Origin of the sequence: Ensifer sp. Root558, from assembly GCF_001427045.1 — a bacterium.
In the GTDB taxonomy this organism is placed as follows: domain Bacteria; phylum Pseudomonadota; class Alphaproteobacteria; order Rhizobiales; family Rhizobiaceae; genus Ensifer; species Ensifer adhaerens.
The window spans coordinates 1,097,935-1,116,687 of sequence record NZ_LMGC01000001.1 but is presented as its reverse complement, the minus strand read 5'-3'; the positions used below and the strand labels follow the sequence as shown (position 1 = coordinate 1,116,687).

The 18,753-nt window shown below is 62.7% G+C and carries 16 protein-coding genes; 9 read left to right on the top strand and 7 right to left on the bottom strand.

Features of this window, described 5'->3' with window-relative positions; genetic code table 11:
* The first annotated feature begins 187 nt into the window (after window positions 1-187).
* The 3 genes from ASD63_RS05520 to ASD63_RS05510 all read left to right on the top strand — a co-directional run bounded on the left by ASD63_RS05520 (window position 188) and on the right by ASD63_RS05510 (window position 3,720).
* A complete protein-coding gene (locus tag ASD63_RS05520) occupies window positions 188-1,366 on the top strand; it encodes a phosphoserine transaminase (RefSeq protein ID WP_060528857.1) in 1,179 nt (392 codons plus the stop codon).
* A 132-nt stretch (window positions 1,367-1,498) separates the two neighbouring features.
* Entirely contained in the window at window positions 1,499-3,094 is a 1,596-nt protein-coding gene (gene serA / locus ASD63_RS05515; protein ID WP_034806426.1) for a phosphoglycerate dehydrogenase, read from the top strand.
* Between the two features lie 119 nt (window positions 3,095-3,213).
* Window positions 3,214-3,720: a GNAT family N-acetyltransferase gene (locus ASD63_RS05510; protein ID WP_060518566.1), complete on the top strand. Its 507-nt coding sequence runs from the start codon at window positions 3,214-3,216 to the stop codon at window positions 3,718-3,720.
* 43 nt (window positions 3,721-3,763) lie between these two features.
* Here ASD63_RS05510 and ASD63_RS05505 read toward each other — a convergent pair whose 3' ends face one another.
* Entirely contained in the window at window positions 3,764-5,578 is a 1,815-nt protein-coding gene (locus tag ASD63_RS05505; protein WP_034806432.1) for a methyl-accepting chemotaxis protein, read from the bottom strand.
* Window positions 5,579-5,703: 125 nt separating this feature from the next.
* The gene (locus ASD63_RS05500; protein WP_034806435.1) at window positions 5,704-6,585 is read right to left on the bottom strand and encodes a DMT family transporter; all 882 of its coding nucleotides are present in this window, start codon (window positions 6,583-6,585) and stop codon (window positions 5,704-5,706) included.
* Between the two features lie 204 nt (window positions 6,586-6,789).
* Here ASD63_RS05500 and ASD63_RS05495 point away from each other — a divergent pair, with 204 nt between their 5' ends.
* Window positions 6,790-8,088 (top strand): adenylosuccinate synthase, encoded by a 1,299-nt coding sequence (locus tag ASD63_RS05495; RefSeq protein ID WP_034806437.1) that lies wholly within the window; start codon window positions 6,790-6,792, stop codon window positions 8,086-8,088.
* Window positions 8,089-8,151: 63 nt separating this feature from the next.
* On the top strand, window positions 8,152-10,497 hold the full coding sequence (locus ASD63_RS05490; RefSeq protein ID WP_060528856.1) for a hypothetical protein: 2,346 nt from the start codon (window positions 8,152-8,154) through the stop codon (window positions 10,495-10,497).
* Between the two features lie 108 nt (window positions 10,498-10,605).
* On the opposite strand, the gene rpoH is transcribed toward ASD63_RS05490, so the two are convergent.
* Entirely contained in the window at window positions 10,606-11,511 is a 906-nt protein-coding gene (rpoH, locus tag ASD63_RS05485; protein WP_034806441.1) for an RNA polymerase sigma factor RpoH, read from the bottom strand.
* A gap of 210 nt (window positions 11,512-11,721) precedes the next feature.
* Complete coding sequence (locus tag ASD63_RS05480; protein WP_034806444.1) at window positions 11,722-12,750, bottom strand: RluA family pseudouridine synthase; 1,029 nt, start codon at window positions 12,748-12,750, stop codon at window positions 11,722-11,724.
* 29 nt (window positions 12,751-12,779) lie between these two features.
* Between ASD63_RS05480 and ASD63_RS05475 the strand changes: the two genes are divergently transcribed.
* A complete protein-coding gene (locus tag ASD63_RS05475) occupies window positions 12,780-13,163 on the top strand; it encodes a hypothetical protein (protein ID WP_034806447.1) in 384 nt (127 codons plus the stop codon).
* Window positions 13,164-13,167: 4 nt separating this feature from the next.
* Window positions 13,168-14,004, top strand: coding sequence for an RNA methyltransferase (locus ASD63_RS05470; protein ID WP_034806450.1), 837 nt, complete (start codon window positions 13,168-13,170; stop codon window positions 14,002-14,004).
* Between the two features lie 46 nt (window positions 14,005-14,050).
* On the opposite strand, the gene ASD63_RS05465 is transcribed toward ASD63_RS05470, so the two are convergent.
* Window positions 14,051-15,214, bottom strand: a complete 1,164-nt coding sequence (locus ASD63_RS05465; protein WP_034806704.1) for a hypothetical protein — start codon at window positions 15,212-15,214, stop codon at window positions 14,051-14,053.
* Between the two features lie 161 nt (window positions 15,215-15,375).
* Window positions 15,376-15,969 carry an EipA family protein gene (locus ASD63_RS05460; RefSeq protein ID WP_082572792.1) on the bottom strand — a complete coding sequence of 198 codons (594 nt, stop codon included), beginning with the start codon at window positions 15,967-15,969 and terminating at the stop codon, window positions 15,376-15,378.
* 274 nt (window positions 15,970-16,243) lie between these two features.
* Here ASD63_RS05460 and ASD63_RS05455 point away from each other — a divergent pair, with 274 nt between their 5' ends.
* Complete coding sequence (locus tag ASD63_RS05455; RefSeq protein WP_034806457.1) at window positions 16,244-16,894, top strand: histidine phosphotransferase family protein; 651 nt, start codon at window positions 16,244-16,246, stop codon at window positions 16,892-16,894.
* A gap of 253 nt (window positions 16,895-17,147) precedes the next feature.
* Window positions 17,148-17,510 carry a response regulator gene (locus ASD63_RS05450; protein WP_034806707.1) on the top strand — a complete coding sequence of 121 codons (363 nt, stop codon included), beginning with the start codon at window positions 17,148-17,150 and terminating at the stop codon, window positions 17,508-17,510.
* A gap of 274 nt (window positions 17,511-17,784) precedes the next feature.
* Here ASD63_RS05450 and ctrA read toward each other — a convergent pair whose 3' ends face one another.
* A complete protein-coding gene (ctrA, locus tag ASD63_RS05445) occupies window positions 17,785-18,486 on the bottom strand; it encodes a cell cycle two-component system response regulator CtrA (RefSeq protein WP_025424706.1) in 702 nt (233 codons plus the stop codon).
* Window positions 18,487-18,753 lie beyond the last annotated feature (267 nt).

Here is an 18,753-nt window from a genome sequence, read left to right as displayed (position 1 = left end):
GCCCACATGAAGGCGTTGCCTGGCAATAATCGTTCGGCGGTGGCTGTCTGTATTTTCATATGTTGCCCGCGACGCCATTAATTTTGTCGATTGCGACAAAGCGCTTGACTTCCGATCCCGCCGCCAATATCGACGACGGCGGGACACCCTTCCCCAACGAAGGGCTATCTATCTGGAAGGATAGCACATGGCAAAGCCTGCACAGCCGGACCTCCGTCCGTACAATACCCATTTCTCTTCTGGCCCTTGCTCGAAGCGCCCCGGTTGGACGCTCGACGCTCTCTCCGATGCTCCGCTCGGTCGTTCGCACCGCGCCAAGATCGGCAAGACGAAGCTGAAGCAGGCCATCGATCTTACCCGTGACATTCTTGAAGTGCCGGCCGACTACCGTATCGGTATCGTGCCCGCTTCCGACACCGGCGCCGTCGAAATGGCGCTCTGGTCGCTGCTCGGTCCGCGCGGCGTCGACATGGTCGCCTGGGAAAGCTTTGGCGCCGGCTGGGTGACCGACGTGGTCAAGCAGCTGAAGCTCGCCGACGTACGCAAGTTCGAAGCCGGTTACGGCGAACTTCCCGACCTTTCGAAGGTCGATTTCGACCGCGACGTGGTCTTCACCTGGAACGGCACGACCTCGGGCGTGCGTGTGCCCAACGGCGACTTCATCCCGGCTGACCGCAAGGGCCTGACGATCTGCGATGCGACCTCTGCCGCGTTTGCGCAGAACCTCGATTTCGCCAAGCTCGACGTCGTCACTTTCTCCTGGCAGAAGGTTCTTGGCGGAGAGGGCGCCCATGGCGTCATAATCCTGTCGCCGCGCGCCGTCGAACGGCTGCTGACCTACGTGCCGGCCTGGCCGCTGCCGAAGATCTTCCGCATGACCTCGGGCGGAAAGCTGATTGAAGGCATCTTTACCGGCGAAACCATCAACACGCCGTCGATGCTTTGCGTCGAAGATTACATCGATGCGCTGCTTTGGGCGCAGCAGGTCGGCGGGCTCAAGGGCCTGATGGCCCGGGCTGATGCCAATGCGCAGGCAATCTTCGATTTCGTCGCCGCCAACGATTGGATCGCAAACCTGGCGGTCAAGGACGAGACCCGCTCCAACACCTCGGTCTGCTTGAAGATCGTCGACAAGGACGTGCTCGCGCTCGACGCCGACGGACAGGCGGCCTTTGCCAAGGGCGTGGTTGCGCTCCTCGAAAAGGAAGGCGTCGCCTTCGACATCGGCCATTACCGCGATGCCCCGTCCGGTCTTCGCATCTGGGCCGGCGCCACGATCGAGGCCGCCGACATGACGGCGCTGATGCCATGGCTAACCTGGGCTTTCGAGAGCCAGAAGGCAACGCTGGCACAGGCCGCGGCCTGATCGGACAAAGGGTGAGGACAATGAACTTCGCCCGCATCTCACACTGATTTGAGTGATCCGCTTCGCTCCCCATGGGAGCGAGGCCTGGCTACCCGCATTCCCATTCAGACCTGATCTTTAAGGAGGCCTCCCATGGCACCTCGTGTTCTCGTATCCGACGAACTGTCGGAAACCGCCGTCCAGATCTTCCGCGACCGCGGCGTCGAAGTCGATTTCCAGCCGAAGCTCGGCAAGGACAAGGACAAGCTCGCCGAAATCATCGGTAACTATGACGGTCTTGCCATCCGTTCCGCCACCAAGGCGACGGAAAAGCTGATCGCCGCTGCGACCAACCTCAAGGTCATCGGCCGCGCCGGCATCGGCGTCGACAATGTCGACATCCCGGCCGCTTCGCGCCGCGGTATCATCGTGATGAACACGCCCTTCGGCAACTCGATCACGACCGCCGAACACGCGATTGCGCTGCTCTTTGCCGTTGCCCGCCAGCTTCCGGCTGCCGACACCTCGACGCAGGCAGGCAAGTGGGAGAAGTCCCGCTTCATGGGTGTCGAAATCACCGGCAAGACGCTCGGCGTCATCGGCGCCGGCAACATCGGCTCGATCGTCTGCTCGCGCGCCATTGGCCTGAAGATGCATGTGCTTGCCTACGACCCGTTCCTCTCCAAGGAGCGCGCCGAGGAAATGGGCGTCACCAAGGTCGAACTCGACGAACTGCTCGCCCAGGCTGACTTCATCACCCTGCACGTGCCGCTGACCGACAAGACCCGCAACATCCTGAGCGCCGAAGCGCTTGCCAAGGCCAAGCCCGGCGTGCGCATCGTCAACTGCGCCCGCGGTGGTCTCGTCGACGAGAAGGCGCTTGCAGAAGCGATCAAGTCGGGCCATGTCGCCGGCGCCGGTTTCGACGTTTTCGAGGTCGAACCCGCAACCGAAAGCCCGCTCTTCGGCCTGCCGAACGTCGTCTGCACGCCGCATCTCGGCGCTTCGACCACGGAAGCCCAGGAGAACGTCGCGCTGCAGGTGGCCGAACAGATGTCGGACTACCTGGTCAAGGGTGCGGTCTCCAACGCCATCAACATGCCGTCGATCACCGCTGAGGAAGCGCCGATCCTCAAGCCGTTCATCCGGCTTGCCGATGTTCTCGGCGCCTTCGTCGGTCAGGTGACCGAAAGCGCGATCAAGGAAATCGAGATCCTCTATGACGGCTCGACCGCCGGCATGAACACCAAGGCGCTGACGAGTGCTGTGCTTGCCGGTCTGATCCGGCCGCAGGTCGCCGACGTCAACATGGTTTCGGCGCCGGTCATGATCAAGGAAAAGGGCATCATCCTGTCCGAGGTCAAGCGCGACAAGACCGGCGTCTTCGACGGCTACATCAAGCTGACGGTGAAGACGGCGAACCAGACGCGGTCGGTCGCCGGCACGGTGTTCTCGGACGGCAAGCCGCGTTTCATCCAGATCAAGGGCATCAACCTCGATGCGGATGTCGGCAACCACATGGTCTACATCACCAACACCGACGTTCCCGGCATGATCGGCTTCATCGGCATGACGCTCGGCGATGCGGGCGTCAACATCGCGAACTTCCAGCTCGGCCGCGAGAAGGAAGCCGGTGACGCGATCGCGCTGCTCTACGTCGATGGCGCTGTTTCCGAGGCCGTGCTTGACAAGCTGCGTGCCAATCCGGCAATTCGCCAGGCAAAGCCGCTGGTCTTCAACATCGATTGATACCAGCCCAGCAAGTGGCAGCACGGTCTGCCACTTTGCCGACCCACTCGCGGGACATATCGAGGACGCACCGGCCGACCGCCGGTGCGTTTTCCTGTTTCGAACGCATGTGACGAGATATGACCGAAATGACATTCCGCTGGCGTGAGGCAAGCCTGCCCGACCTCGCATCCGTATCGGAGATCCAGCTCGTGGTTCACCAGGCCTTTCCCGAGGATGACGCCGTGCTCGCCGACCGCATCGCGCTCAGCCCTGCCGGTTGTTTCATGCTGGACTCAAAGGGCCTGTCGCGCGGCTATGTGTTGAGCCACCCCTGGCTTCGCGGTGCGCCGCCGTCGCTGAACAGCATGCTTGGCGAAATCCCTGAGGCTGCCGATACCTGGTACATCCATGACCTCGCCCTTCTGCCCGAAATGCGTGGCTCCGGGGCAGGGGGCGGCGTGTTGCCGATGCTTGCCGATGTTGCACGGACGGAAGGGTTCCGGTCGATGTCGCTCGTTTCCGTCAACGGATCCCGCCGCTTCTGGGAGCGACAGGGCTTCGAGGTTCGCATGGACGAACGGCTGGTGCAGAAGCTTTCAAGTTATGGCGATGATGCGCTCTATATGGAGCGGCATCTCGTCTGAATGAAAATGGCGCCGATTGGCGCCATTTTCGTCTCGGGATGGATCAAGCTGCGCGCTGCGCAGCGGACCGCCATACCTTCTCCTCGACGGTAAACTGGGCGAGCCGACCGGATAGCACGTTGCTTTCGCCGGCGAGCGCCTGGCTTGCGGCCGAGGTCTGCTCGACCATGGCGGCGTTTTGCTGGGTCATCTGGTCCATCTGGTTGACGGCGGTGTTGATCTCCCGCAGCCCGACCGACTGTTCGCGGGCGGCCGTCGCAATGGCGACGATGCGGTCGTTGATCTCGTTGACCCGCCGCTCGATGTCGCCGAGCGCCGAGCCGGTCGCCTCGACCAGACGCACGCCGGCCGAAACCTCGACACCCGACGCGGTAATGAGCCCCTTGATCTCCTTGGCCGCCGTTGCCGAACGCTGCGCCAGTTCCCGCACCTCCTGCGCGACAACGGCAAAGCCCTTGCCGGCATCACCGGCGCGTGCCGCCTCGACGCCGGCGTTCAGCGCCAGGAGGTTCGTCTGGAAGGCGATGTCGTCGATGACGCCGATGATCTCGCCGATCTTCGAAGACGAGTTTTCGATGCGGCCCATGGCGGTGATTGCGTCGCGAACGACCTCGCTCGAGGTGGCCGCACCCTTGCGGGCCTCCGCGACCATGCGGGTCGCCTCCTCGGCGCGGTTGGTGGAGTTCTGAACTGCTGAGGTGATCTCGTCGAGGGCGGCTGCGGTTTCTTCGAGCGACGCTGCCTGCTGCTCGGTGCGCTGCGACAGGTCGTTGGCTGCCCTGCTGATCTCATTGGCATTGCCGGTGACAACTGAGGTGGAATCGGCGATCGCGCTCACCGTCGAGCGAAGTGCGGCGACGGCGGTGTTGAAGTCCTGGCGCAGCTTTTCGTAGTCGGCGCCGAGATCGGGGACATGGGTCGTCAGGTCGCCGCTCGCGAGCCGCTCGAGCGCACCGCCGATCGTGCTGACGACATGGGCTTGCACGCGGGCGGTCGCCTGCTGCATTTCCTCGTTGGCGCTGCGCTCGCCGTCGAGCGCCACCTGCTGTTCGCGCTGGCGAACTTCGAGCGCGTTGCGCTCGATCACCGAGGCGCGCAGCACGACGAGGGCATCGGCCATGTGGCCGATCTCGTCGCGGCGGTCGGTATCCGGAACTTCCGAACGGGTGTCGTTGTTCGATACTTCGAGCATCACGTCTTTCAGCCGGTTGATCGGCCGGCTGATCGAGCGGCCGATCGCCATGGCGGCAGCAAGCGTCGCGATCGCGGCGATCGCCGTGGTGATGATCGTCATCAGCAGAGACGCATTGTACTTGGCGGCGAGATCGTCGGCATAGACACCGGTGCCGACGCCCCAACCCCAGGGTTTGAAGCCCTGAATGTAGGAGTACTTCTCGACCGGCTCCTCGTGGCCGGGCTTGTCCCAATAGTAGTTGACGATGCCGCTGCCGGGGTTCTGCGCCAACGCGATGAGCTCGACGTTAAAGGCTTTGCCGTTGGTATCCTTGAGGCCGCGCACGTCGGTGCCGACGAGCTTCTTGGCGAGCGGGTGGGCGATCATCATGCCGTCGAAGCCGTTGATGAAGAAGTAGCCGTCCTGGCCGAAGCGCATGGCCATAACGGCGGAAATAGCGCGGCTCTGGGCTTCCTCATGCGAGAGCGTGCCATTGCGCTCCTGCTCCTCGAAGCTTGCGATCGTCGAGATCGCCGCTTCGGTGACGTTGCGCAGCATCTGCCGGCGCTCGTCGCTGACTTCCGAGTTGGCGACTTGAGTCTTGTAGGCCATGGCGGCTGCCATGAAGACCAGCGCCATCGCCGTCAATAAGTAGATACGTGTCGAAATTCTAATATTTTTCACTGCCTTAGCCCCAAGGAAAATCCTGGCGGCGACAGAAACACCCATCTGCTAATCAAGCCTTAAGTCGCCTCCCGAGTTCTAGCGATTGCATCGCCCGAAACTTGCCCGGCAGGCGCGAGACTTCTCTAGCGCGGGCGACCTTTTTCGGCGATCGCGATCCCGCCGAGCACCAAGAGCAGGGCGACGAGGTGGAAGAGGTGGAAGGTCTCGCCGATCAGCATCACCGACAGCAGCGTGCCGAAAACGGGAATGGCGTTGATGAACAGGCCGGCGCGGTTGGCGCCGATCATCTCGACACCGCGCACATAAAGCACCTGCGACATCAGCGACGGGAAGATCGCGGCATAGAGAACGATGACCCAGCCCGTGGTATCTGGGACTATCGCCGTGCCTGTGCCGATCTCCCAGAACAACAGCGGGATGGCGCTCAACAGCGCGCCGAAGGCGGGGGCGGCGATGAAGCTCTGCCAGTGCATGGTCGGCTTGTAGCGCAGCGCCACGGTGTAGCCGGCATAAACGATGCAGGCCGCGATCATCAGCGCATCGCCGAAGTTGAATTCGAGCGACAGCAGGCTGGTGACGTCGCCATGGGCCGCCGTCACCAGCACGCCGACGAGGGTGACGGTAAAGCCGATCACTTGGGCGATCGACGCCTTGGTGCGGAAGAGCACGAAGTTGAAGAGAAAGATCAGCATCGGGATGCCGGCCTGCAGAATGACGGCATTGATGGCGCTCGTATATTTGAGCGCCGAGTAGAGCAGGGCATTGAAGGTGGTGAAGCCGATCGCGCCATAGGCAAGAAGTTGCAGCCAGTGCTTGCGGATCTTGTCCCAGTCGCGGCGGATCTGCGGCGTCATCAGCACCAGGATGACGATGAGCGCGAAGACCCAGCGCAGGGTCGTCAGCATCATTGGGCTCACATGGCCAACGGCCATCTTTCCGGCGACGGAGTTGCCGCCCCAGAAGAGAGCGGTGATGCACAGATAGAAGTAGGCCCTGGAATTCACGATGCTCAGACCTGCATGGGGATGGCGACCGGCTGTCGCGATGGCGGGAGAGCGCAAGATATAGGCTCTAAATCCCGGCCTTGTCATGCAAAAAGGGCGGAACGCCCGACATAACGGGGTCGCTTTCCAGATGACAACACAGTATAGATGCGCGGGTTTGAGAACAGCGCAGCCTCGGTTGCGCGCCTGAACAGGAAGAGAATTATGACGAATGTCGTAGTGGTCGGCTCCCAATGGGGTGACGAAGGCAAAGGCAAGATTGTGGATTGGCTCTCCGAGCGCGCGGATATCGTCGTGCGCTTTCAGGGCGGTCACAATGCCGGCCATACCCTGGTGATCGACGGCGTCAGCTACAAGCTGTCGCTCCTGCCCTCCGGCGTCGTGCGTCCCGGCAAGCTTGCCGTCATCGGCAACGGCGTCGTGATCGATCCGCACGCGCTGATCGCCGAAATCGACAAGCTCGGCAAGCAGGGCATTGCGATCACGCCGGACAATCTGCGCATCGCCGACAATGCCACCCTGATCCTGTCGCTGCACCGCGAGCTCGACGGCATCCGCGAGGACGCCGCCTCCAACAGCGGTACGAAGATCGGCACCACGCGCCGCGGCATCGGTCCGGCTTACGAAGACAAGGTCGGCCGTCGCGCCATCCGCGTCATGGATCTTGCCGACCTCGACACGCTGCCGGCCAAGGTCGATCGCCTGCTGACGCACCACAACGCGCTGCGCCGCGGCCTCGGCGAAGCCGAGATCAGCCATGACGCGATCATGCAGGAGCTTTCGTCGGTCGCCGCCAAGGTGCTGCCGTTCATGGACACCGTCTGGGTGCTGCTCGACAAGGCTCGCCGCAAGGGCGCCCGCATCCTGTTCGAAGGCGCGCAGGGCACGCTGCTCGACATCGACCACGGCACCTATCCGTTCGTCACCTCGTCGAACACGGTCGCCGGCCAGGCTGCCGCCGGCTCGGGCATGGGTCCGGGTTCGCTCGGCTATATCCTCGGCATCACCAAGGCCTATACGACGCGTGTCGGCGAAGGTCCGTTCCCGACTGAGCTTACCGATGAAATCGGCCAGTTCCTCGGTGAAAAGGGCCATGAATTCGGCACGGTCACGGGTCGCAAGCGTCGCTGCGGCTGGTTCGATGCGGCTCTGGTGCGCCAGTCGGTCGCCGCCAACGGCATCACCGGCATCGCGCTTACCAAGCTCGACGTTCTCGATGGTCTCGACGAACTGAAGATCTGCATCGGCTATACTCTGGATGGGCAGCAGATCGACCATCTGCCGGCAAGCCAGGCGCAGCAAGCTTCGGCAAAGCCAGTGTATGTTACGCTTGAAGGATGGAAAGAATCGACGGTTGGCGCGCGCAGCTGGGCAGATCTTCCGGCGCAAGCGATCAAGTATGTCCGCCAGGTGGAAGAACTGATCGGTGCACCGGTTGCTCTTCTTTCGACCAGCCCGGAGCGGGACGACACAATACTTGTGACGGACCCCTTTGAGGACTAGTGTCGGCGAACTGACATTGCGTCGTGATCGCAAAGACATACCTGGGCGTATGAGAAAGTACTAATGGCGGACTTTGTTGCAGTTATTCGCAGGACCGTTGACGGCCTGTCGGAAAACACACCTGAAATGCGGGACAGGGTATACGAGAAGGCGCGCGCGGCCGTGCGCCGCCAACTCGAAAACATGAACCCGCGTCCGTCGGACGACATGATCAATCGCCAGCTGGCGAAGCTCGAAAATGCGATCGCCGAGGTCGACAGCGAACATGCCGAGGCCCTGCCGGCGCTCGACGAGCCGGAGGTAGCCGAGGCGGAGACCGTCGAACCGGTTGCCTCGGACGCTGCAGTAGACGAGCCCGTTCCGGAACCGGAACCGGAACCGGAACCGGAACCGGAACCGGAACCGGAACCGGAACCGGAAGCTCAGTCTGCGCCGGTTGCCGAAAGCGAACCGGTGGCCGTTGCCGAACAGGTCGAACAGCCGGCCGCGGAACCGGAAAGCGCCGCCGAGCCCTACCACCATGTCGAGGCTTATGAGGAACCGACGCATGTCGTCGAGCCTCATGCTGAACTGGCCGAGGAAAGTCCGGTCGAGCCGGTAGAATACGAACCGGTCGTTGAGCCTGCCGAAGCCGTTGCGGCGCCGCTGGACGAAAATCCCGTCGTGGCTCTGCCGCACGAAGACGCGCCAGCCTACGAAGTGCCCGAGTATTCGGAGCCGGTGGCAGAAACGCAGGACACATCGGAGCCTTCCCCGTCGGTCGAGGCGCAGCACCATGCCGCGCATGAGCCGGCCTGGGAGGAAGCGCCGGCGGCAAGCGCCGAGCAGAAGCCTGCACTCTCGGAGTGGGACCTGCCCGAGTGGGAGACCGTTGGTCCGACTTCGACCGTCGCCCCGGTTGCCGAACACTTCAGCGACGAGCGTGCCGCCGAGGCCCACGAACCGGATAACGCGCCCGAGCTCCTGGGGATGCACCCGGTTACCGAGCCGGACCAACATGCGCCTGAGGCGACGCCCAAGGCGGACCCGGTGCGCGGCTGGTCGTTCGACGACAATGACCCCTTCGCGGCGATCGAAGAGCGGCGGGCCGAGAAGACTTCCGAACCGGAGATCAGCGACTGGTCATGGCCGGTCGAAAAGCCAGTTCAGGCTACTGCCGCACCGGCGGCACAGAACCAGCAGGAACGCGCTGGTACCGCCTGGGATCATATCGACGACCTGCTCGGTTTCGAGGACGCGGCCAATACTGCTGCGGCGGGAGCCGGAGCTGCGGCCGCAGCACGCGAGCCGGAACGGGCTGGCGAAGCAAGCCCGGTGGCGCCGAGGCCGACATCTTACCGGGCCACGCCGAAGCCGTCGCGCTTCAGCATTAAGCGTCTCGCGATTGCGGGCGTCGCCCTGCTGGCGCTTGGCGGCGGCGGGTTTGCCTACTGGCAGAACCGCGAGGCCGGCAATGCCTGGATCTCCGGCATGGTGGCGTCGATAACCTCGGTGGTGTCAAACATCGGCGGAGCGCCGGCAGAACAAAGCACGCCGCCGCAGCCCGCTGGCGAAACCGCCACGCAGGAACCGGCTGCGCACGACGATACCGTCGCTCCGGACAACAGCTCGACCAAGTTCACGCAGCGCCTGATGGCGGACGGATCGGAGACCGACGACGGCCCGGCCAACCCAACCGGCGAGAGCGCGGCGCAGGAAGGCAAGTCCGTGGCGCCGCAGACGGAGGCAGGCAAGCCTGTCGAAGCGGCCGCCGGGCAGGGCGGCACGGCCGGCCAGGCCGGAGCGCCTGCGACAGGCCAGCCGGCGGGCCAGCCGAACCAGCCTGAAGTCGCGCTTGCGACCGGCGAGAAGATGTTCCTCTACGAGGAGCGTCTTGGCCAGTCTTCGCCCACGGCCGTTCCGGGAACCGTGGCATGGACGGTGAAGGAGGAGTCGCCTGGCGGCGACGCCAAGCCCGAACCGGCAATCCAGGCCCAGATCACCGTTCCCGACCGTGGCCTCACCGCGCTGATGACGATCAAGCGGAATGCGGATCCGTCGCTGCCGGCAAGTCACGTCATCGAATTCGTGTTCTCGCTGCCGTCGAACTTCGAAGGCGGCGCTATCGACAGCGTACAGCGCGTATCGATGAAGCGGACCGAGCAGGACCGGGGAGACGCCTTGATCGCGGTTCCGGCCAAGATCACCGACGATTTCCACATGATCGCGCTGAACGATGCGACGGACGCCATCGGCAACAACACCGAACTGCTGCGTAGCCGCAGCTGGATCGATATTCCGCTCACCTATCGCAACGGCCGCCGCGCGCTGCTGACGCTTGAAAAGGGGCAGAGCGGTACGGATGCCTTCAACCAGGCGATGCGCGCCTGGTCGACGACGGGAACGGCTGCCGAAAGCAACAGCCAGTAAGCTCGATAAGAGCGGTAGATACAGAAAACCCGGCGGAAGCAACCGCCGGGTTTTTTGTTGGTTTTCGCGCTCTTGAAGCAGAACCTTTGTTGAAGTGCTGCAGTCGCCTCAGGCGCCTTCGACGACGCGCAGGGAATTGGCGCGCTCCAGCGCTGCCTTGCGCACGGCATCCTGAACCTTTTCGAAGGCGCGAACCTCGATCTGTCGGACGCGCTCGCGGCTGATGTCGAACTCGGCCGAAAGATCCTCAAGTGTCAGCGGATCTTCGGTCAGACGGCGTGCTTCGAAGATGCGACGCTCACGGTCGTTGAGCACCTTCATCGCGTTCGCTAGCAGCGCCCTGCGGCTTTCGAGCTCGTCCTGCTCGATCAGGATTTCTTCCTGGTTGTCGTGATCGTCGACGAGCCAGTCCTGCCATTGGCCGGAATCGCCTTCGCTCGCCTTGATCGGCGCATTGAGCGAGGCGTCGCCGGACAGGCGGCGGTTCATCGACACGACTTCGTCCTCGCTCACCTTGAGCGTGGTGGCGATTTCCTTGACCTGCTCCGGCTTCAGGTCACCCTCATCGAGTGCCTGGATCTTGCCCTTGAGGCGGCGCAGGTTGAAGAACAGCCGCTTCTGGTTGGCGGTCGTGCCCATCTTGACCAGCGACCACGAGCGCAGGATGTACTCCTGGATCGCCGCCTTGATCCACCACATTGCGTAGGTGGCGAGACGGAAGCCGCGATCGGGTTCGAACTTCTTCACGGCCTGCATCAGGCCGACGTTGCCCTCCGACACGACTTCGCCGATCGGCAGGCCGTAGCCGCGATAACCCATTGCGATCTTGGCGACGAGGCGAAGGTGGCTGGTGACGAGCTTGTGGGCCGCTTTGCGGTCGTCATGTTCCTGGTACCGCTTGGCGAGCATGTACTCTTCCTGCGGCTCCAGCATCGGGAACTTGCGAATTTCGTCGAGGTAACGATTGAGGCCGCCTTCTCCAGCGGCAATGGACGGCAAATTGTTTCGGGCCATATGAAGCACCCCCCTTTTTAGTCTCCGGCCTCCGGTCGGCAAGCCGGGCATGTGGGTCTTCGTCAAGACCCCACGAACGTAGAAAATAAGTACGGCGAAAGCATGATTCAAGGAGTCCGGTTCACAAGCATGTGACGCCGGAGCGACGGAAATGTCACGAATAGAGGCTCGCCTTAAATCGGAATTCTTTCGCCGGATTTCAAGGGGCGGTCACTCCCCGCTGCGCAGCGCGTCGATCAGCGCTGCCATGTCGGCCGGCATCGGTGCTTCGAAATGCATGGTCTCGCCGGTCGAGGGGTGTTCGAACTGCAGCATGAAGGCATGCAGCGCCTGGCGGTGAAACTGGTTGACGACGGTCTTGGCGGCCTCCGGCAGAAGGTTCGCCTTGGTTCTGAAGGCGGCGCCGTATTCGGGGTCGCCGATCAGCGGGTGGCCGATATGAGCCATGTGCACGCGGATCTGGTGGGTCCGGCCCGTTTCCAGGTGGCATTCGATGGTCGAGGCGAGCGAGGTGCCGTCGGGCTTTTCGAGATAGCGCTCGACCACCTCGTAATGGGTAATCGCCTCGCGGGCGTCGTCGCTGTCCTCGCGCTTGACCGCGCGCTTCGTCCGGTCACCGGCGCGGCCGAGCGGCGCGTCGATCGTACCCTTCAGTTGCCGTGGCCGCCCCCAGACGACCGCCCGGTAGGCGCGCTCGAGCGGGCCGGTGCGGCCGTGGTCGGCAAACTGGTCCGAGAGATGGCGATGGGCCGCATCGTTCTTGGCGACGACCATGACGCCGCTCGTCTCCTTGTCGAGGCGATGGACGATGCCGGGGCGCTTGACGCCGCCGATGCCCGACAGGCTGCTGCCGCAATGGTGGATCAGGGCGTTGACCAGCGTGCCGGTCCAGTTGCCGGCGCCCGGATGCACGACAAGGCCGGCCGGCTTGCACAGCACGATCAGGTCGCTGTCCTCATAGAGCACGTCGAGGGGAATGTTCTCGCCCTTCGGCTCGGGATCTTCCGGCTCGGGCAGGTCGATCTCGAAAACGTCGCCCGGTTGTACCTTCTTTTTCGGTTCGTTCACCGGCTTGCCGTTGACTGACACCGCACCCTGTTCGATCAGGGCCTTGATGCGGTTGCGGGAGAATTCACCCGAAAGTGCGTCCGTCAGGAAGGAATCGAGCCGCCCTGCGGCATCCTCGCCCGCCGTCAGGACTTTCCTATTGGCCGTTGCTTGTTTAAAGGGGTCGTTCATTCCGCTAAATATCCGAAAAAAGGCCAGCCATGACCGCAATCGAGCCCGACGACCAGGAAGACAAGCCGCTAGATCCGGCGATGGAAAATGTCCGCCGCAAGATGGTGAAGCTGCAGCTCGTCTCGGCCGGCGTCATGTTGGTCATGCTTATGGCTGTCCTTGGAACGATTGTCTACAAGCTGACACGCACGGATGAGAAAGCGCCGGCCCAGACGTCCGCTGCCGTCGTCCCGAGCGAGGCACCGCTCAACGCCGTTGCCGCGCTGCCCGCAGGCTTCACCGTGACGAATGTCGCGCTTTCGGGCTCGCAGGTGCTGTTCTACGGCAACCTGCCCGGCGCCGAGCCGCGCGCCATCGTCTTCGACATCGGCACCGGCCGCATCGTTGCGGATATTACCGTTCGGACGAACTGACGGCATGCCAGGCGCCCTCCCGCCCGTCTTGCGCATCGACGATCCCGCCGATCCCCGGATCGCCGGTTTCGTCTCGATCAAGGAGCGCGATCTGACGGGGCGGCAGGGTCGCTTCATCGCCGAAGGCACCGTGGTGCTGCGCATGCTGGCTGCCGCGCACGAGACCGGCCGTGGCTTTGCGGCCGAGGCCCTCCTGCTTCTGGAAAACCGTCTGGAGGGCGTTGGCGACATTCTTCGGCGTTTCCCGCCTGACGTGCCGGTCTATGTGGCGAATGCGCAGGTGTTCGACGCGATCGCCGGCTTCAACATGCATCGCGGCGTGCTGGCACTCGGGCGCCGCGAAGGCGAGCCGGATCGCGACGCGCTGATCGCGTCGCTACCCGCGTCGAGCCTGGTGCTGGCGGCCTGCGGCATCTCCAACCACGACAATATGGGTGCGCTTTTCCGAAACGCCGCGGCTTTCGGGGTCGATGCGGTGCTGATGGACGAGACGAGCTGCGATCCGATGTACCGCAAGGCGATCCGCGTTTCCGTCGGTTCCGTGCTGACGGTGCCTTTTGCCCGCGAAGGGTCCGTTGCCGTCATGCTGCAGCAGCTGCAGGATGCGGGCTTTGCAATCTGGGGCCTGTCGCCGGCGGGAACGATCGACATCGGGGCGATCCCGGCGGCACAGCGCACGGCGCTTCTGATGGGGACCGAGGGCGAGGGGCTGCCGCAATCGGTGATGACGGCGATCCAGACGGCGCGCATCCGCCAGCGTCCTGGGCTCGACAGCCTCAATGTGTCGACCGCGGCGGGCATCGCATTGCACCAGGTGGCATTGATCAACGGCCGGATCTGACGGTTCGCACTGGTGTAAGGGCAGGTGATTCCGACCGCTGCGCGCACTACTCGCGCGGCAGGATGTCCTTGACGCGCTTTGCCAGGCTTTTCCTGTTACCGGTGCCTTCTTCCTCGCCCGAGAGCAGGCCGAGGATGGGGGAGGCGGCGCCTTCGTTCGTCGCCGTCAGTGCGACCATGCCCGCGGCGATTGCCGCGACTTCATCACGAAGCGCCTCGTCATGGGCTGCGGACTTGGAGTTGGTCAGGCGCTCCGAAAGGGCGGTGGCGCGATTGCGCAGGTCGTCGGCGGCGACGATGGAGCCGGGCTCCCCTCCTACGGATTGGGCCGGTTCCGCGGCGCCGTTGGCGGCCGGTTCGGATGCCGGCTTGCGGTCGCGGCGCAGGGGAAAGGCGACGCCCGCGGCGCGGAGAGCCTTGGCGGCGTCACGCATTTCCTGGTTGGTGTCCTTGACCTTGGCTTTCAATCTCTCGATTTCCCCGGCGCGCCTTTCGAGCGCGCTCTCGCGATCGGCGCTGGTCGCCATTTCGCGCGCAAGCTTGTCTTCCAACCGGTGCAGGCGGGTCCCGTCGCGCGACAGCCGGAGCTCCATTTCCTTTGCATGGGTGGTCTCGGTCTTCAAGTCGCTGCGCAGGGCTTCGCGCTCGTCGCGCAGCGTGGCAATCCGGCTCTTCAGATGCTCGACCTCGGTCTCGCGCGCAGCCAGATCGATCCGCAGGTTGTCGGTCTGGGCCGCATCCTGGGCGAGCTGGGCGTCGCGCTTTCTGATCTCGTCAGCCTTGCCGGCGTTGTCCCGCTCGACGCTGTCGAGGGTCGCCTTCATGCGTTCCAGCCGCTGTTCGAACTGGCGGATGGCCGAGCGCATGTCTGCCGCCTCAACGTTCATGTCGGCCAGCTGGGCGTGCAGATCGGCGTTTTCGCCACTGAGGCGACGGGCTTCCTGCAGGCTCTTCTCATTTGTGAGCATCAGTGAGACGCCCTTGTCCCGTTCGCGCTTCAGGGCCTGAAGCGTGCGGGCATTCTCGGCGGCAAAGGCGGCGCGGGCAGTATCCTTTTGCGCGCGCACCTCCTGAGGGCTGAGCGGCATCGTCGCTTTCAGCCGGTCCTCGGCGAAACGCACGATCCGGCGATGGATCGCCGGTGCGACCAGGAGACCGATGATGATCGCCGTCAGAAAGCCCAGGGCAAAGAGAAGCGAGAATTGGATCACGAGCTGGCCGTTTCGAAACTGGACCGGAAACCGAACCGCCTGCCCGGCCACAAAGGGCACGGCAGGCGCTCCATCTTCCGCTTCCTTGCACTAAACATGACGTTTCGTGCGCTGCAAGTCTATGGTGCCGGATTTTGCGACAGGCAGGTCCGGCAACGGTCTTAGAAGGGATTCCAGGTGGGGGTCTGGGTCATCTTGAGGTAGCCGACATTGACGCCGAGGCGCGCGCCGATGCCGGTGCGGATCGGCACCACGACGATGTTCTCGTCGGTCAGCACCGTCATGCCGACGCCGGCAACCACATAGGCCGAGCCGGAGACGCCGCCGAAGCGCTTGTAGAGCGCCGGCACGCTCGGCAGATTGTAGACGAGCATCATGGCGCGGCTGCCCTGGCCACCCCAGTCGATGCCGAGCGACGGACCCTGCCAGAAGACGCTGTGCTGTCCGGCATTCTTGGTGTTGAGCTCGCCTTCGCCATAGGTGAGGCCGGCGATGAACGCGCCTGAGCCTTCCTGCCCGAGAATGTAGCCGTTCGGCAGGCCGTAGCGTTCAAAGGCACGTTCGACGACCTTGGCAAGGCCGCCCGAGGTTTCGCCGAAGAAGCCGTGACCGGCATCGACGATTTCCTGCATTGTGTATTGGCTGTTGTTGTTCGCCGACTGGGCGTGCGCAGCGGACAGGGCGCCGGCGACCAGAAACATCGTGGCCAGGACAACACGGCCAGCCGATGTGGCTGCCTTCATGATCTGATGCATCATATCCTCCGTCAGGCGCGAAAATTGCTCGCTTGCGGGTTTGCAGTGGCCGACAGTCAGATCACTGCTCGGCCAGTTGGGGTCTGGACCAATGCCATGCAATTTGAACTGATGGTCTTAACAATCGGTTTACCAAATGTGGTGTCATTATGTTCCACTGATGAACGGCTGCGCCGGGCAGCTCATGACTTGCGTCTTCACGCGTGAGGGTTTACCGGCGTGACCACGGCGCGTGCTCCAGGCGACGGCCGATGGCACCAAACAAGGAACTAAGATGGCAACGAATCCGAACCTGACATTGACGGGACCCGATCTGGCCGCGCTTCTGTGCAGCCGGGTTTGCCACGACATCATTTCCCCGGTCGGCGCCATCAACAACGGCCTGGAACTGCTCGACGAGGGCGGCGCCGATGCCGATGCGATGGACCTCATCCGCACGAGCGCGCTCAACGCCTCTGTCCGGCTGAAGTTTGCGCGCCTTGCCTTCGGTGCCTCGGGTTCGGTCGGCGCGTCGATCGACACCGGCGAAGCGGAAAAGGCCGCCAAGGATTTTGCCGCTGCCGAGAAGAAGACCGAGGTCAATTGGCACGGCCCGCGGGCGATCATCGCCAAGAACCGGGTCAAGCTGCTTCTGAACCTCTTCTTGATTGCCTACGGCGCCATTCCGCGCGGCGGCTCGATCGACGTGACGCTCGAAAATCCGGAATTCGACGCCGCGTTCACGCTCGTTGCGAAGGGCCGGATGATGCGGGTACCGCCGAGGCTGGTGGAACTCCTGTCCGGCACGCCGGAAGAGGCGGTCGATGCCCATTCGATCCAGCCCTATTACACCGTGCTTCTCGGCGAGGAGGCGCGCATGGAAATCGCCGTTACCTCGACCGGCGAGGAAATCATCTTTACGGCCAAAATGCAGCCTGAGGTTTAATTCGGCGGCGCCAGGTATTCCGATTTCGTGACTTCTCGACAGCCGCCGGGTGCCATCGCATCCGGCGGAAACGTATCTGCCATATGCGTTTCGATCTCGCTCGTATTCTGGAAAATTTAATGTTTTCAGCGTGTTGATCCTGCTCGGAAAAGCTTCGTTAAGCAAACTCCGTAACGAAATCTTTCCCAAATTTGTATAGAGTTGTTTCAAGAATGCCGATACGCGTATAGGTAAGTGGCGAAGGGAGTTGGACATGCGACGTTTGATGATTGCCGACGGCTCGGATGTCGTGCGGAAAGTTGGAAAACGTATCCTCTCCGGCATGGGCTTCATGGTTTACGAGGCGTCGAACAGCCTCGAGGCGCTTGTGCGCTGCGAAGCGGAACTCCCGAACATCCTGATCATCGACGCGGGCCTCGAAGGCGCGCTCGAGCTCATCGGCAATATTCGGCGGTTGCCGAACGGCCCTTCGGTGCGGATCTATTACTGCGTCGTCGAGGCAGACCTGAAGAAGATGATGGCCGGCAAGCGCGCTGGCGCGGACGACTTCCTGCTGAAGCCTTTCGACCGCAAGATCCTGACCAGCGTTTTCGCGAGCCAGTCGATGGCGGCCTGAGCCGCCTTATCCTGATCTGTTTGCAGCAAAATCAAGCCGTGGCGTTTGCCGCGGCTTTTTGTTGTGTGCGGAGCGGGCGAGCGGATCAGATTTTCGAGCGTCGGGGAAGGGGAGGGTGCAGGCGCGCGCAACCCTGGCATCCGCCGGGCATTGCAGGACCGGCAAGCGTGGTCGTTTGCGCGCAAAACAAAACCCGCCTCATAGGCGGGTTTTGCGAAACTCTTGAATGTCGGGCCCGCATCATGCGGGGATCGGTGCAAGCCCTGGCGGGGAATCAGGCAGTTTCGGCGTATTCGGCACCATCCGGCTCGCGCAGCACATAGCCGCGGCCCCAGACGGTTTCGATGTAGTTGGCGCCGCCGGCGGCGTTTGCAAGCTTCTTGCGCAGCTTGCAGATGAAGACGTCGATGATCTTCAGTTCCGGCTCGTCCATGCCGCCGTAGAGGTGGTTCAGGAACATTTCCTTGGTGAGCGTCGTGCCCTTGCGCAGCGAGAGCAGCTCGAGCATCTGGTATTCCTTGCCGGTCAGGTGGACGCGCTGTCCGCCGACTTCAACCGTCTTGGCATCCAGGTTGACGATGAGCTCGCCGGTGGAGATGACCGACTGGGCGTGGCCCTTGGAGCGGCGGACGATCGCATGAATGCGAGCGACCAGTTCGTCCTTGTGGAACGGCTTGGTCATGTAGTCGTCTGCGCCGAAGCCCAGGCCGCGAACCTTGTCTTCGATGCCGGCCATACCCGAAAGAATCAGGATGGGTGTCTTCACCTTGGAAAGACGCAGCGTTCTCAAGACTTCGTAGCCGGACATGTCCGGCAGATTGAGGTCGAGAAGGATGATGTCATAGTCATAAAGTTTGCCGAGATCGACGCCTTCTTCACCGAGATCGGTGGTGTAGACGTTGAAACTCTCGGACTTGAGCATCAGCTCAATGCTCTGAGCCGTTGCACTGTCGTCTTCAATTAATAGAACCCGCATATTCTTCCCCTTTTCCGCCGCCCAAGGTTGTCGTGGCACCCTTACGCGATACGGATCCAGTCGTTGCCTGATTTGGAGGCTGCCACCAAATGGTTAACAAATTCTGATTCCCTCTGGCAAGGTGTATCGAGTTTGTTAAATATTTTTAGCAGTCTCCTGATTTCAAACGTGAATCCAGAACGGCTAATCTCATGTGAAACATGAGGAAATGCCGTTATCTGACTCTTCTGACTCGTTAATGCCGGGGCGGTCACATTTCGTGCCTCA

Excerpts from the sequence above, each read along its gene's own strand:
- ASD63_RS05495 (WP_034806437.1), top strand. The coding sequence starts at position 6,790 with ATGACGAATGTCGTAGTGGTCGGCTCCCAATGGGGTGACGAAGGCAAA.
- ctrA (WP_025424706.1), bottom strand. The coding sequence starts at position 18,486 with ATGCGGGTTCTATTAATTGAAGACGACAGTGCAACGGCTCAGAGCATT.
- ASD63_RS05460 (WP_082572792.1), bottom strand. The coding sequence starts at position 15,969 with ATGCATCAGATCATGAAGGCAGCCACATCGGCTGGCCGTGTTGTCCTG.
- ASD63_RS05455 (WP_034806457.1), top strand. The coding sequence starts at position 16,244 with ATGGCAACGAATCCGAACCTGACATTGACGGGACCCGATCTGGCCGCG.
- ASD63_RS05450 (WP_034806707.1), top strand. The coding sequence starts at position 17,148 with ATGCGACGTTTGATGATTGCCGACGGCTCGGATGTCGTGCGGAAAGTT.
- rpoH (WP_034806441.1), bottom strand. The coding sequence starts at position 11,511 with ATGGCCCGAAACAATTTGCCGTCCATTGCCGCTGGAGAAGGCGGCCTC.
- serA (WP_034806426.1), top strand. The coding sequence starts at position 1,499 with ATGGCACCTCGTGTTCTCGTATCCGACGAACTGTCGGAAACCGCCGTC.
- ASD63_RS05475 (WP_034806447.1), top strand. The coding sequence starts at position 12,780 with ATGACCGCAATCGAGCCCGACGACCAGGAAGACAAGCCGCTAGATCCG.
- ASD63_RS05470 (WP_034806450.1), top strand. The coding sequence starts at position 13,168 with ATGCCAGGCGCCCTCCCGCCCGTCTTGCGCATCGACGATCCCGCCGAT.
- ASD63_RS05490 (WP_060528856.1), top strand. The coding sequence starts at position 8,152 with ATGGCGGACTTTGTTGCAGTTATTCGCAGGACCGTTGACGGCCTGTCG.
- ASD63_RS05510 (WP_060518566.1), top strand. The coding sequence starts at position 3,214 with ATGACCGAAATGACATTCCGCTGGCGTGAGGCAAGCCTGCCCGACCTC.
- ASD63_RS05520 (WP_060528857.1), top strand. The coding sequence starts at position 188 with ATGGCAAAGCCTGCACAGCCGGACCTCCGTCCGTACAATACCCATTTC.
- ASD63_RS05480 (WP_034806444.1), bottom strand. The coding sequence starts at position 12,750 with ATGAACGACCCCTTTAAACAAGCAACGGCCAATAGGAAAGTCCTGACG.